The following is a 12,615-nucleotide window of genomic DNA, read 5'->3' on the forward strand; positions in this document are numbered from 1 at the left end:
GCGGGCCGGGCCGGAGAAGGGCGGCGTACGGCACGGCACCCGGCGCGCGCCGCGGTCAGGACGCCCTGACGGGGTCGTGCCCCAGGGACATCATCCGGTGGCGCCAGTCGGAGTCCCGCACCGCCTCGGCCACGCGCACCCGCTCGCGTTCGGCGCTGACGGTGTCGACGACCTCGCGCATCACCGCGACGTCGTCGTCGGTGAGGTCCGTGCGGCGCTTGCGCAGGATCGCCAGCACCTGCCGTCCCCGCTCGGATCCGGCCTGCTCGGGCAGTTCCTCGGCCCGCTCGCCGGCGACGCTCGTCCTGAGCCAGGCCTCCAGTTCGTTCGACGTCATGTTCACCACGGCGTGGAACTCGTCCCACAGGGCGTCCAGCTCCAGCTCGGAGATGTCGGCCATCGTCAACCTCCCGGATCTCTCGCGCCGCGCGAGTGCCCACGGCGGGGCCCGGGAAACCCGTCCGGCACCGGACGGGTTTCCCCGGGCCCCGCCGTGGGCCGGGAGCCGCGCTCGCGCACCGGCCGTGCCTCAGGCCTCCGGCAGGGGGTCCCCCTCCAGGTAGCGCGCGCCCGGGCCCTGCGAGCCCGCGACGTCGTCCGGGTTGTACAGGCCGCACTTGCGCAGGCTGAGGCAGCCGCAGCCGATGCACCCGGTCAGCCGCTCCCTGAGCCGCTCCAGTTCGCCGATCCGCGCGTCGATCCTCCGCTGCCAGGTACGGGCCACGGCGTTCCACTCGGCCGCGCCGGGCGCCCGGTCCACGGGCAGCCGGTCCAGCGCGGCCCGGGCCTCCTCCAGGGACAGGCCGACCACCTGGGCGGCCCGTACGAAGGCGACCCGGCGCAGGGCGGTGCGCGGATAGCGCCGCTGGTTGCCCGTGGTCCGCTCGGAGTGGATCAGGCCCATCTCCTCGTAGTAGCGCAGGGCGGAGGGGGCGAGCCCGGAGCGGGCGGCCAGCTCCCCGATGGCGAGGCGTCCGTCTCGGTCGGTCATGGCTGCGAGCATATCGCTTGACCTCAAGCCGACTTGAGATTGCAGCCTCTTGGCATGACGATCTCGACACCACCTGACACCCCCGTGTCCGCGCCTTCCCCCGCACCGGGCAGGAGCCTCGGATTCGGCGCCCTTCCGGCCCTGATGTCCCTGATGACCGGCGACGAGAAGCACGACGCCGCCGCCACCTCCACCCTGGACGCCCTGTGGGTGCTCTACGACAGGGCGCTGAGGGTCTCCCCGGACCGCCCCGGCGACCCCGGCCGGGACCGCTTCCTGCTGTCCAAGGGGCACGGCCCGATGGCGTACTACGCCGTGCTCGCCGCCCGGGGCTTCTTCCCCGCCGACTGGCTGCCGGGCTTCGGCTCCTACGACTCGCCGCTGGGGCACCATCCCGACCGCACGCTGGTCCCCGGCGTGGAGATCGGCAGCGGCTCGCTCGGGCACGGGCTGCCGCTGGCCGTGGGAACCGCTCTCGGGCTGCGCGCCCGCGGGCGGTCCGGCCCGCGGGTGTGGGTGCTGGTCGGGGACGCCGAGCTGGACGAGGGCAGCAACCACGAGGCGATCGACTTCGCGGGCGCCGCCGGGCTCGACCGCCTGCACGTCCTGGTGATCGACAACTCCTCCGCCTCCCACCCCCCGCCCGGCGGCATCGCCTCCCGTTTCACGGCCGCGGGCTGGTCGGCGCTGACCGTCGACGGCCGCGACCACGAGGCTCTGCACGCGGCGTACACCGGCCGGCACCCCGGGCGCCCGCACGCCGTGGTCGCCCGCGTCGAACCCAAGCACGCCTGACCGGCACGGAAAGCACGAGGAGATCCCCGTATGGACACCATGCGCGAGCGCTTCGCCTCCGTCGTCTCCCGCCTGCTGGACGAGGACCCGCGTCTGGCGGTCGTCCTCGCCGAGATCGGCGCGGACGGCTTCCGCCGGGCCGCCGAGCGCCACCCGGACCGGGTGGTCAACGTCGGCATCCGCGAGCAGCTACTGGTGGGCGTGGGCGGCGGACTGGCCCTCACCGGCATGCGCCCGGTACTGCACACCTTCGCCTCCTTCCTGGTGGAACGCCCCTTCGAGCAGCTGAAGCTGGACTTCGGGCACCAGGGGACGGGCGGCGTGCTGGTGAGCGCCGGAGGCTCCTACGACTGGCCGGCCGGCGGCTTCACCCACATGGCGCCCGGTGACGTGGCCCTGCTGGACACCCTGGACGGCTGGACCGTCCACGTGCCCGGCCACCCCGACGAGGCCGAGGCGCTGCTGCGCCGCGCCTGCGCGGGCGGGGACGGGGGCGGGGACGACCGGGTGTACGTCCGGCTGTCGGCGCAGACCAACGCACGCCCCCTGCCGGTCACCGGCGAGGGTTTCCTCACCGTGCGGCGCGGCGGCCCGGGGGCTCCGGCGGTCGTCGCGGTCGGCCCGCTGCTCGACGGCGTCCTCGACGCCGTGCGGGGACTGGACGCGACGGTCCTGTACGCCGCCACCGTCCGCCCCTTCGACGCGGCCGCCCTGCGGGCGGCCGTCGCCGGCTCCGGCGCCCCCGAGGTCGTCCTGGTCGAGCCGTACCTGGCCGGCACCTCCACGGCGGCGGCCGCCGAGGCCCTGGCCGACGTCCCGCACCGGATCCTCGGGCTGGGGACGGCACGGGCCGAGCTGCGCCGCTACGGCACGGCCGCCGAGCACCTGGCGGCCCACGGCCTGGACCCGCGCTCGCTGCGGGAGCGGATCACCGGCTTCACGGCGGGCGCCGCGGTCTGACGGCGCCCGCCCCGCGCGGCCCGCCCGTCCGCGCGGCGGTCCCGCCGGCCCCGGACCCCGCGCGCCGTCTCGCACGCGGCCCTCTCACACGTGGTCGTCCAGCCAGGCCAGCAGGTCGGCCTGGACCTCGTCGCGGTTGGTCTCGTTGAGGATCTCGTGCCGGGCGCCCTCGTAGGCCCGCCAGGTCAGGTCGCGCAGCCCCAGGTAGCGGAAGTCCTCCAGGAGTTCGTACACCAGCGTCATGCCCTGGTGGCAGGGGTCCCGGTCGCCGACCGCGACGTGCACCGGCAGGTCGCGCGGCACGCGGTCGAGCTGCCGCGGGTCGTTGGCCTTGCGCACCCCCAGCACCCAGTCCAGCGCCAGGCCGGCGCTGAAGGGGAAGCCGCACCGCTCGTCGGCGACGTACCGGTCGACCTCCGCCTCGTCGCGGGAGAGCCACTCGAATCCGGTGCGGTGCTCGTAGGGGTCGTTGAAGGAGCCGAAGAGGGCGGGCACGAAGTCCGAGGGGGCGGCGCGGCCGCCGCGGTCGATCTCCTCCCGCAGCCGCTCCACCGCCCCCTGCGGCTCCGCGCCGGGCAGAGAGCGGAAGGTCCCCGACAGGATGAGCCCGGCCAGCCCGCCGCCGTACTCCTGGGCGAAGTCGCGGGCGAGCTGGGAGCCCATGCTGTGCCCGAGCAGGACGTGGGGCACACCGGGCAGCTCCGCGCGCAGCCGGTCGCCGACCGCCTTCAGGTCCTCCACCACGGCCCGCCAGCCGCTCTCCCCCACCACGCCGTATCCGCCGGTGTGTTCGGCGGTGGCGCCGTGGCCGCGGTGGTCGGAGGCGACGACCGCGTAGCCGTGCCCGGCCAGGAAGCGGGCGAACCGGTCGTAGCGCAGGGCGTGTTCGGCCGCGCCGTGCGCTATCTGCACCAGCGCGCGGGGGGTTGCGCCGGCCGGGAGCCAGGTGTAGGTGGCGACGGGCAGTCCGTCCTGGGCCGGGGTGGTGTCCGCTCGCAGGGTCACGTTCTCTCGCTCCTCGGTGTCGGCGGGTCGGGAGGACCCTTCCCCACCGCGCCCCCGGCCGAACAGACCTCAGCCCTTAGCATGACGGAGCGTCTGATCGCACGCGGTCGACGCGAACGGCACTGTGACGTCGGTTACACGCGGGGGTCGTGTAACCGGGCTATGCCACTGGGTAGTGCTCCCGGGTAATCCGCTCAGGGCTCATCATGTCCAGATCAAATCAACACCCCCCGCGAAAGGCACTCCGCATGACCCAATGGCATATTTTCGGCCATAGTCATGGAGTGATCTTGAAATGATCCGCACGCCGGAGACGATGTTGGTGGTGTCGGCCGAACGGGACGGGACCACCGCAGACGCTCCACCCCCGCCTGACAGGCAAGCGGGGGCGTACCGCAGAAGAGGGCTCGTCATGGATGGTTACTTCGCCGACCAGCGGCACAAGGACCTGCGTCTGCAGGTCAGGGAGTTCGCGGAACGGGAGGTCCGGCCCCGGATAGCCGAGATGGAGGCGTCACGCGCGGTCTCCCACGAGCTGTCCCGGCTGATCGCCCGTCAGGGGTGGATAGGCGTGACCGTCCCTCGTGAGTACGGCGGCATGGGGGCGGGGCACCTCGCCAAGACCATCGTCATCGAGGAACTCGCCCGGGTGAGCGGGGCCATGGGCGCCATGGTCCAGGCATCGCAGCTCGGCGTCGCCAAGATCCTCCACTTCGGCGGCGAGGAGCAGAAGAAGCGGTGGCTGCCCGCGGTCGCCTCCGGCGACTGCCTGCCGACGATCGCCGTCACCGAGCCGGAGTCCGGCGGCCACGTCCTCGGCATGACCAGCAGCGCCGTCCGGGACGGCGACGACTACATCCTCAACGGCCGCAAGGTCTTCGTCGGCAACAGCCACGTCGGCGATCTGCACGGCGTCGTGGTGCGCACCGGGCCCGGCTCCAAGGGGCTGTCCGCCTTCCTGGTGGAGTCCGACCGGCCCGGCTTCTCCCTGGCCCCGCAGAAGCCCTCGATGGGGTTGCACGGCTTCAGCTTCGGCGAGCTGATCTTCGACAACTGCCGCGTCCCGGCGGCCAACCGGCTCGGCGAGGAGGGCGACGGCCTGTCCGTGGCCTACTCCTCCAGCGTGCTGTACGGGCGCGCCAACCTCACCGCCGTGTCCCTCGGCATCCACCAGGCCGTCCTGGAGGAGACGACGAAGTTCTGCGCCGAGCGGCAGCGCTACGGCGCCCCTCTGGGCGAACTGGGCTCCATCAAGCTGAAGCTGGGGCAGATGCAGTCCCGGCTGATGACGGCCCGGCTGGCCGCCTACCACGCGGTGCACCTGCTGGACCGCGGCGTGCCCTGTGACGCGGAACTGATGAACGCCAAGCTGGTGAACGTGGAGTACGCCCTGGACTCCGCACGCGAGGCCATGGAGATCCACGCCGCCGCGGGCCTGTTCACCGACCGGCCCGTCGAGCGCTATCTGCGCGACGCCCATCACATCTTCGCCCCCGCCGGGACCTCGGACATCCAGCGGCTGAGGCTGGGCGAGGTGGCGATGGGCACCGCGAAGGGCCAGTGGTCGGAGCGGCTGTCGGACCTGGTGCGGACCGACCCCGCCGACCTCGCCGGCCCCGGCGACCTCACCGCCCACGCGGACCTCGCGGCCCACGCGGACCTCGCGGCCGGGATACCCCCGCAGACCGCGGAGACCCCGGAGACGGCACCGGAACTGTTCCCCGAGGCCGCCCCCCAGGAGCCCGCACGCCGCGCGGGGCTGCTGGAGACGCTGCTCAACAGGCGCTGAGCGGCGAGCGCGGGCTCCTGGGGGGCGGCCCGGGCGCCGGACCGCCGAGCAGCCGCCGGACCGCCGGGCGGATCCGTTCCGTGGGTGCCGGAGCACTCACGGAACGGACGCCGCTCAGGCGCCCTGCTCCCGGCGGTGGATCTCGTCCACCAGCTCGGCGGCCATCGACTTGATGGTCTCCAGACCCTGGCGGCCCCACGGGCGGGGCTCCTGCGCCACCACGCAGACCGTCCCGAGCGCCGTGCCGGTGCGGTCGATGAGCGGAGCGCCCAGGTAGGAGCGGATGCCGATCTCGTCCACGACCGGGTTCCCGGCGAAGCGGGGGTAGTCGCAGACGTCCTCCAGGACCAGGGCCTTGCGCCGCACCACGACGTGCGGGCAGTAGCCGTGGTCGCGGGCCATCACCCGGCCGACCTGCGGGGAGGAGGTCTGCGCCGGCCCCAGCTCCACGGCCCGGTCGGAGCCCGGCGCGTACAGGCCCGCGAAGTACTGGCGGTGCTCGTCTATGAAGTTGACCATCGCGTAGGGGGCGCCGGTGGTCTGCGCCAGCCTGCGGGCGAAGTCGTCGAACTCCGGGATGGGGGCGTCCCCGATGCCCAGCTCGCGCAACCGCGTCACCCGCGCCGGGGCTTCGCTGTCCTGGGGCGTGAGGAGCAGGTGGCTGGTGGGGTCATACGACGTGGGGGACATGGCCACTCCTTGAGTCGATCAGGTGCTGGACAAGGGATACGAGGACCTGCGTGCCGGAACTGGCGTGCCGCGCGTCGCACATCACCACCGGCACCTCGGGCTTGAGGTCGAGGGCGACCCGGACCTCGTCGGGGTGGTAGCGGTGGGCGCCGTCGAACTCGTTGACCGCGACGATGAACCCCATGCCGCGCCGCTCGAAGTAGTCCACGGCCGCGAAGCACTGGTCCAGGCGCCGGGTGTCGGCGAGCACCACGGCGCCGAGCGCGCCGCTGGACAACTCGTCCCACATGAACCAGAAGCGCTCCTGACCGGGGGTGCCGAACAGGTAGAGCACATGCCGGGCGCTGAGGGTGATCCGCCCGAAGTCCATCGCGACGGTGGTGGTCGTCTTGTCCTCCACCCCCTCCAGGCTGTCCGTGGCGGCGCTGACCTGGGTGAGCAGCTCCTCCGTGCTCAACGGCTCGATCTCGCTGACGGCTCCCACGAAGGTCGTCTTGCCGACCCCGAACCCGCCCGCGATCAGGATCTTCAGGGCGGTCGGAAACGGATCAGAGTCGTTTACGGAGTCCATGCAGCACCGCCTCCAGCAGTTCTCGGTCGGTCGGGTCCGCCCCCATCTGCATGGGGGCCCGTGTGGTCACCGCGCCGCAGTCCACCAGGTCGGAGAGCAGCACCTTGGTCACCACGGCGGGCAGCCGCACATGGGCGGCGATCTCGGCGACGGTCATCGGCCCGTCGCACAAACTCAGCACCTGGGCGTGGTCGGGTCCCAGATAGCTCTGCGGCTTGGTCCCGGTGGACCGCACCATCGTCAGCAGGTTGAAGTCGGCCGTCGGCCGCGTCCGTCCGTTGCTGACGGTGTACGGCCGGACCAGACGTCCGGCCGCGTCGTCCAACCACAAGTTCTCCTCGGGTTCCGGCATCCGTCAGTGCCCCGCCGGCTGCCGCGCCGGTGTGGCCAGATACGGGCGGACGCTCTTGACCAGCATCGCCATCTCGTATCCGAGTACGGCCGCGTCCGCCTCGCTCTCGGCGAGGACGGCCAGGCACGCGCCGGAGCCCGCGGTCGAGACGAACAGCAGCGCGGTGTCGAGTTCGACCACCACCTGCCGCACCTCTCCTCCGCTGCCGAAGCGGATGCCGGCGCTGCGGGCCAGCGAGTACAGGCCCGAGGCCAGCGCCGCCAGGTGGTCGGCGGTGTCGGTGTCCAGTCCGTGAGCAGCCTTCACCAGGCCGTCTGAGGACAGCAGCAGTGCGCTGCGGGTGTTCGGGACGCGCTGGACGAGACCGGTCAGCAGCCAGGACAGGTCGGTCGTCTGGCCGATGGGGGCATCGCTCACCATGATCGCGTTCTTCTCCTTGGGGTGAGAGCCGTGCGCGGGACTAGCTTGGCTGGCTGGGGGTGTTGTCGTCGGTTCCCTCCGCGAGGCTGGCGCCCCGGCGGAAGGCGGCCATCAGGCCGGGAGTGTGCTCGGCCTCGGGCTCGCCCGACGCCCCCGGGGCCCGCGGAGACTGGCGCAGTTCGGGAACGAGGTGCTCCTGGCGGCGGCGGCGCGGGAGCTGCGGACGGTCGCCGCCCGCCGCGCCCTCCGGCCCGCCGTGGCTCTCCGGGAACGGCGGTGCCGGTACGGCCCGGGATGCGGACGCGGACTGCGCGGCGGGAGCGGCGGGCTCCGCCGCGGAATGCTGGTAGTGGGGCCGGGGCTGGGCCGGGCCGTACTCCGAAGGCGCCGCGGGGGCGGTGTGGGGCAGGGGCCGGGCGGCCTCCTGCTCGTACATCTGCTGCCCGTAGGCGTGCTGCCCGTGGTCCTGCTGCCCGTAGGACTGCTGTGCGTAGGACTGCTGACGGGGCGCGTCCTGACGAGGCGCCTCCTGACGGGGGGCCTCCTGACGGGGAGTCTCGGGCGGCAGCGGCCGGTGTCCGCCCGCCTCCGCCTCCGCCGCGGCACGCCGCTGCGCCTCCTCGCCCTCGTCGCCCAGGACCGCGTCCGGCACGACGAGCACCGCCTGGGTGCCGCCGTAGATGTTGGTCTGCAGCTGCACGGTGATGCCGTGCCGCCGGGCGAGCGAGGAGACCACGAAGAGCCCGATGCGGCCGTCCTGCAGCAGTTCGGCGACGTCGATCCCGTCGGGGTCGGCCAGCAGCCCGTTCATCCGGTGCTGCTCGGCGGCCGTCATGCCCAGTCCGCGGTCCTCGACCTCGACGGCCAGACCCGCGGTGACGCGCTGGGCGCGCAGCAGGACCTGGGTGTTGGGGGCGGAGAACACCGTGGCGTTCTCGACCAGTTCGGCGAGCAGGTGGATGACGTCGGCGACGGCGTGGCCGCGCAGGGTGCCCTCGATCGGCGGCACCAGCTTGACCCGGGAGTACTGCTCGACCTCGGCGATGGCCGAGCGCAGCACCTCGGTCATGGTGACCGGGCGGCTCCACTGCCGGCGGGAGACCGCGCCGCCGAGGACGGCGAGGTTCTCCGCGTGCCGCCGGATGCGGGTGGCCAGGTGGTCGACGTGGAAGAGGCCCTTGAGCAGGTCCGGGTCCTCGACCTCGTTCTCCAGCTCGTCCAGCAGCTCGATCTCGCGGTGCACCAGGGACTGGAGCCTGCGGGCGAGGTTGACGAAGACCTCGACCTTCTCCTCGCTGCCGCTGGCGTTGCTGCGCACCAGCGCGACCGCCTGGACCAGAGCCAGTTCGGCGGCGCGCTGGGCCTGGCTGACATCGTGGACCACGAGGCCGAGCGAGTCGTCCTCCGGCTCGGGCAGCGGGCCGTGCACGGGCGGCCGCAGCCACTCGCCCTTCTCCAGCCGGCGGAGCATCGACTGGAGTTCACCCTGGCTGTGGGCCGCGCCCTGCCGCAGCCGGGCGTGGCGCTCGGCGGTGGAACGCGCCTCGGAGGAGGCGGAGAGCGCGGCACCGACCACCACGGCGCAGCCGAGCAGCAGCGCGCCGCCGAGCACGCCCCAGACGGTGGCGCCGTCGGGCCCTGCGGACACCCCGTCCCGCACACCGTCGAGCGCCCGCAGCACATAGGCGACGACCGCCGCGGCGATGACCGCGACCAGGGCCGCGGGCAGGACGGCGAGGCGGATCATGCGGCGCCGCAGCGCGGTGTCGGCGGCGGTGTCACGGGCGGGGCCCCTGCGGTGCCCCGTGTCGTGTGCCGCGCCCGCGCCCCGCTTCCTCCTGCGCCTTCCCGGTACGGAAGGGGCGCTCGGGGCACCGTCGTACGCGGGAGGGGCCGGGCGGCCGGGGGGAGAGGGCACGGAAGGCGGGGAGGCGACGGACATGGGAGCGGAACTTCCCCTTCCTTGTTGCACCGCGCGGCTCGGGGGCTCAGGCATCGCAGTCCTCGGAACGTTGAGGTCGTCTCAGCGGGCCGGTGCGTCACCGGCTCTCGTGGCACCGCCGCAACGCTAATCGTCACCCAGCGGGGGCGCGGGCGAGGTCGGCGTATTCGCCACCCTTCGCCAGCCCCCAACGAGTGAAAGCATCGTCGCGCCCCGTGGGGAAGGGCGGCACGATCATAACCCTCGTTTGCCAGGGGCAAGTTACCGTGCCCGGACCGTCACGTTAACCCGCCCCCGCAGTCCGGTTCCAAGCGGCGCGGTGCCCGGGTGGACGCGTGGGACGCCGTGGTAGGCCAGTCTGGAGGGACCTCCGAACACGAAGGCGTCCCCGCTGCGCAACTCGACGTCGGCCCAGGGTCGTCCACGGCCGTCCGGATTCCCGAACCGGAAGACGCAGGTGTCGCCGAGGCTGAACGAGACCACGGGGTCGCGGGATCGCTCGTCGCTGTCACGGTGCATCCCCATACGGGCCTTTCCGTCGTAGAAGTTGACGAGCGCGATCTCGTACGGGACCGCACAGGGCCCGTCCCCGTACGCCTCCTCCACCGCCCGCCGCGCCCACCGCCCCAGCCAGGCCGGGAACGGCTTGACCGGCGCCTCGTCGCCGTCCACCGCGGTGCGGGCGTAGCCGTACGGGTACCAGTGCCAGCCCAGACCGACCTGGCGCACCGACATCTCCCCGCCCCGGGGCATGCGCACGGTGCGCAGCCCGGCGGGCGGCCGGGCCCAGGCGCGGCAGGCGTCCAGCAGCTCACTCTGCGCGGCCGCGTCCAGATGGCCGGGCAGGTGCACCGCGCCCGGCGCCACCTCGACCGCCGGGAGCCGGAACAGTGCGTCGTTCACGCCTCCCACCTCACCTCCGGGCGCCAGATCGACACCGGATCCGGCACCGTAGTTCCACCGGATCTCCACGCTTCCGCCCCATCCTGGCGCAGCCCCGGCCCTTCCACACCCCCATGCCGTAGGGTCGCAGTGGCCGGTGCGGGGCTGTGCGGCGGGCGGCGCCCCGGCCCCGCCGTCCCGGTCGCCCAGAGCAAGGCCGGAGCAATGCCGGAGTCAGGCCGGAACAAGGAGTGTCCATGACATCCGAAACCGTGGAGCCAGTGCTGACGGGGGTGCGCAACTTCCGCGACGTCGGCGGTCTGCCCACCACCGACGGCCGGCGGGTGCGCCGGGGCGTGCTCTACCGCAGCGGGCACCTGGCACACGCCACCGAGGAGGACGCCGCCTTCCTCGCCCGGCTCGGCCTGCACACGGTCTTCGACTTCCGCAACTCCGCCGACCAGGCCCTGGAGGGCCCGGACGTGGAGCTGCCGGGCGTGCGCAACGTGAACATCCCGCTGTCGGACCCGGCCGAGGGCGCCGAGTTCTGGACGATGGTGCGCGAGGGCGACCTGGCGCTGCTGCGGTCCCTGCTCGGCGAGGGGCAGGCCGAGGCCCGGATGGTGGCCTCGTACCGGATGATGGTCCGGCAGCGCACCTCCGAGCACGGCCGGCTGCTGCGGGAGCTGGCCGGCGAGAGCGTGCCCGCCCTGATGCACTGCGCGGCGGGCAAGGACCGGGCCGGGCTGTCGATCGCGGTGACGCTGCTGGCTCTGGACGTGGAGCGGGACGCGATCGAGGCGGACTACCTGGAGTCCAACGCCCCGCACCGCCGCTACCGGATCCACCGCTCCCCCGACGCGGGCGGCGGGATGTCGCCCGAGGTCAGAGAGCTGATCGCGCCCCTCTTCGAGGTCCGCCCCGCCTATCTGCACGCGGCGTTCGACACCATCACCGAGACCTGGGGCGGGGTGGAGCCCTACCTCTCCGAGGGGCTCGGCCTCACTCCCGGCCTGCGCGAGCGGCTGCGCGACCGCCTCCTGGAGCTCTGACCGCCGGAGCCCCGGCGTCCCGGCTCCGGCGGCGCCCGCCGGCCGGCCGCGGACGGACCCGGCCGGCCTCCGCGGTCGGGGTCAGCCCTCGCGGACGACGACGAAGTCCGCGAGGGCGGCGAACTGCTCGCGCACCCGGTCCGGCATGTCCACGCCGTCCAGGGCGGCGAGGGCGGTGGCGTGCCGGCGGCGGGCCTCCTGGGAGGTCCACTCGCGGCCGCCCGCCTCCTCGATCAGCCCGGCGCGGGTCGCGAACTCCTCCTCGCTGAAGTCCTCGAACTCCCGCTGGCTCTTGGCGGCGTCCGCGGCCAGCAGCTCCCCGAGCCGCTCGGCGGCCGGTCCGCCCCCGGCCAGGGCGGCGACCACCGGCAGGGACTTCTTGCGCTGCCGCAGGTCGCTCCAGGGCAGCTTGCCGGTCGCCGACGGGTCGCCCCAGATGCCCAGCAGGTCGTCGACGGCCTGGAAGGCCAGGCCCAGGTGGTGGCCGTAGGCCTCCAGGGCGTCGGCGGTGGCCTCGTCCGCCCCGCCGAGGACCGCGCCGATGGAGGTGGCGCAGGCCAGCAGCGCTCCGGTCTTGTTGCCCTCCATCTCCAGGCACTCGGCGACGGTGACCTTCTCCCGGTGCTCGTAGGAGATGTCCTGGGCCTGCCCGTCGATGAGCTTGCGGGTGGCCAGGGTCAGGCGGCGGGTGGCGCGCGCTGCCTCGGCGGTGCCCAGTTCCAGCAGCACCTCGCCCGCCAGCGCGAACAGGGCGTCGCCGACGAGGATGGCCTGCGCCGGGCCGTGCACCTTCCACACGGTGTCGCGGTGGCGGCGCTGCTCGTCGCCGTCCATCAGGTCGTCGTGGAGCAGGGAGAAGTTGTGGACCAGCTCCACCGCCACCGCCCCGGGGACGCCGGTGGCGGGCTCGGCGCCCGCGGCCTCGGCCGACAGCAGGGCCAGCGCCGGGCGCACCGCCTTGCCGCCGTCGCCGCGGGCCGGGTTGCCCTGTGCGTCGATCCAGCCGAAGTGGTAGGCGGCGACGGAGTCCATGGGCGGCGCGAGCCGCGCCACGGCGGCGCGCAGCATCGGCGTGGCGAGGGTGCGGCCGCGCTCCAGCAGCTCGATGACGCTCGCGGTGTCGACGGCTGTGTCCGTCAGGGTCCTCGGGGTCGCCGGGGTCACGG

14 protein-coding genes are annotated in these 12,615 nt (G+C 73.7%); 4 read left to right on the plus strand and 10 right to left on the minus strand.

Translation table 11 applies throughout. The features are described 5' to 3' along the window. Positions 1-55 precede the first annotated feature (55 nt). The gene (locus tag QPK52_RS04070) at positions 56-400 is read right to left on the minus strand and encodes a DUF3140 domain-containing protein (protein WP_093656038.1); all 345 of its coding nucleotides are present in this window, start codon (positions 398-400) and stop codon (positions 56-58) included. A 129-nt stretch (positions 401-529) separates the two neighbouring features. Then, positions 530-991: a redox-sensitive transcriptional activator SoxR gene (soxR, locus tag QPK52_RS04075; protein WP_410535629.1), complete on the minus strand. Its 462-nt coding sequence runs from the start codon at positions 989-991 to the stop codon at positions 530-532. A 144-nt stretch (positions 992-1,135) separates the two neighbouring features. On the opposite strand from soxR, the gene QPK52_RS04080 reads away from it, so the two are divergent. Both QPK52_RS04080 and QPK52_RS04085 read left to right on the plus strand, forming a co-directional pair. Beyond that, positions 1,136-1,786: a transketolase gene (locus tag QPK52_RS04080; protein WP_410540187.1), complete on the plus strand. Its 651-nt coding sequence runs from the start codon at positions 1,136-1,138 to the stop codon at positions 1,784-1,786. A 30-nt stretch (positions 1,787-1,816) separates the two neighbouring features. Then, entirely contained in the window at positions 1,817-2,746 is a 930-nt protein-coding gene (locus tag QPK52_RS04085; protein WP_410535630.1) for a transketolase family protein, read from the plus strand. A gap of 84 nt (positions 2,747-2,830) precedes the next feature. On the opposite strand, the gene QPK52_RS04090 is transcribed toward QPK52_RS04085, so the two are convergent. After that, positions 2,831-3,751 (minus strand): alpha/beta fold hydrolase, encoded by a 921-nt coding sequence (locus QPK52_RS04090; RefSeq protein ID WP_410535631.1) that lies wholly within the window; start codon positions 3,749-3,751, stop codon positions 2,831-2,833. 412 nt (positions 3,752-4,163) lie between these two features. Here QPK52_RS04090 and QPK52_RS04095 point away from each other — a divergent pair, with 412 nt between their 5' ends. Continuing rightward, positions 4,164-5,540 (plus strand): acyl-CoA dehydrogenase family protein, encoded by a 1,377-nt coding sequence (locus QPK52_RS04095; protein WP_410535632.1) that lies wholly within the window; start codon positions 4,164-4,166, stop codon positions 5,538-5,540. 114 nt (positions 5,541-5,654) lie between these two features. Here the strand turns inward: QPK52_RS04095 and QPK52_RS04100 are convergent, their stop codons facing one another. From QPK52_RS04100 to QPK52_RS04125, 6 genes are all read right to left on the minus strand, one after another. Continuing rightward, complete coding sequence (locus tag QPK52_RS04100) at positions 5,655-6,230, minus strand: GAF domain-containing protein (protein WP_410535633.1); 576 nt, start codon at positions 6,228-6,230, stop codon at positions 5,655-5,657. Beyond that, complete coding sequence (locus tag QPK52_RS04105; protein ID WP_093656048.1) at positions 6,211-6,801, minus strand: GTP-binding protein; 591 nt, start codon at positions 6,799-6,801, stop codon at positions 6,211-6,213. Before QPK52_RS04105 ends, QPK52_RS04100 begins: the two co-directional genes overlap by 20 nt. After that, the gene (locus QPK52_RS04110) at positions 6,779-7,153 is read right to left on the minus strand and encodes a DUF742 domain-containing protein (protein ID WP_093656050.1); all 375 of its coding nucleotides are present in this window, start codon (positions 7,151-7,153) and stop codon (positions 6,779-6,781) included. The genes QPK52_RS04105 and QPK52_RS04110 overlap by 23 nt, the downstream gene beginning before the upstream one ends. 3 nt (positions 7,154-7,156) lie before the next feature. Beyond that, a complete protein-coding gene (locus QPK52_RS04115; RefSeq protein ID WP_410535634.1) occupies positions 7,157-7,573 on the minus strand; it encodes a roadblock/LC7 domain-containing protein in 417 nt (138 codons plus the stop codon). A 40-nt stretch (positions 7,574-7,613) separates the two neighbouring features. Continuing rightward, the gene (locus tag QPK52_RS04120) at positions 7,614-9,320 is read right to left on the minus strand and encodes a sensor histidine kinase (protein WP_410535635.1); all 1,707 of its coding nucleotides are present in this window, start codon (positions 9,318-9,320) and stop codon (positions 7,614-7,616) included. 456 nt (positions 9,321-9,776) lie between these two features. Continuing rightward, positions 9,777-10,418 (minus strand): alpha-ketoglutarate-dependent dioxygenase AlkB family protein, encoded by a 642-nt coding sequence (locus QPK52_RS04125; RefSeq protein ID WP_410535636.1) that lies wholly within the window; start codon positions 10,416-10,418, stop codon positions 9,777-9,779. 236 nt (positions 10,419-10,654) lie between these two features. Here QPK52_RS04125 and QPK52_RS04130 point away from each other — a divergent pair, with 236 nt between their 5' ends. Further along, complete coding sequence (locus QPK52_RS04130) at positions 10,655-11,449, plus strand: tyrosine-protein phosphatase (RefSeq protein ID WP_410535637.1); 795 nt, start codon at positions 10,655-10,657, stop codon at positions 11,447-11,449. Between the two features lie 81 nt (positions 11,450-11,530). Here the strand turns inward: QPK52_RS04130 and QPK52_RS04135 are convergent, their stop codons facing one another. Next, complete coding sequence (locus tag QPK52_RS04135) at positions 11,531-12,613, minus strand: polyprenyl synthetase family protein (RefSeq protein WP_410535638.1); 1,083 nt, start codon at positions 12,611-12,613, stop codon at positions 11,531-11,533. Positions 12,614-12,615 lie beyond the last annotated feature (2 nt).

This window comes from Streptomyces sp. KL2, assembly GCF_046529545.1.
GTDB lineage: Bacteria > Actinomycetota > Actinomycetes > Streptomycetales > Streptomycetaceae > Streptomyces > Streptomyces radiopugnans.

Excerpts from the sequence above, each read along its gene's own strand:
- QPK52_RS04070 (WP_093656038.1), bottom strand. The coding sequence starts at position 400 with ATGGCCGACATCTCCGAGCTGGAGCTGGACGCCCTGTGGGACGAGTTC.
- soxR (WP_410535629.1), bottom strand. The coding sequence starts at position 991 with ATGACCGACCGAGACGGACGCCTCGCCATCGGGGAGCTGGCCGCCCGC.
- QPK52_RS04080 (WP_410540187.1), top strand. The coding sequence starts at position 1,136 with ATGTCCCTGATGACCGGCGACGAGAAGCACGACGCCGCCGCCACCTCC.
- QPK52_RS04085 (WP_410535630.1), top strand. The coding sequence starts at position 1,817 with ATGGACACCATGCGCGAGCGCTTCGCCTCCGTCGTCTCCCGCCTGCTG.
- QPK52_RS04095 (WP_410535632.1), top strand. The coding sequence starts at position 4,164 with ATGGATGGTTACTTCGCCGACCAGCGGCACAAGGACCTGCGTCTGCAG.
- QPK52_RS04100 (WP_410535633.1), bottom strand. The coding sequence starts at position 6,230 with ATGTCCCCCACGTCGTATGACCCCACCAGCCACCTGCTCCTCACGCCC.
- QPK52_RS04105 (WP_093656048.1), bottom strand. The coding sequence starts at position 6,801 with ATGGACTCCGTAAACGACTCTGATCCGTTTCCGACCGCCCTGAAGATC.
- QPK52_RS04110 (WP_093656050.1), bottom strand. The coding sequence starts at position 7,153 with ATGCCGGAACCCGAGGAGAACTTGTGGTTGGACGACGCGGCCGGACGT.
- QPK52_RS04115 (WP_410535634.1), bottom strand. The coding sequence starts at position 7,573 with ATGGTGAGCGATGCCCCCATCGGCCAGACGACCGACCTGTCCTGGCTG.
- QPK52_RS04120 (WP_410535635.1), bottom strand. The coding sequence starts at position 9,320 with ATGATCCGCCTCGCCGTCCTGCCCGCGGCCCTGGTCGCGGTCATCGCC.
- QPK52_RS04130 (WP_410535637.1), top strand. The coding sequence starts at position 10,655 with ATGACATCCGAAACCGTGGAGCCAGTGCTGACGGGGGTGCGCAACTTC.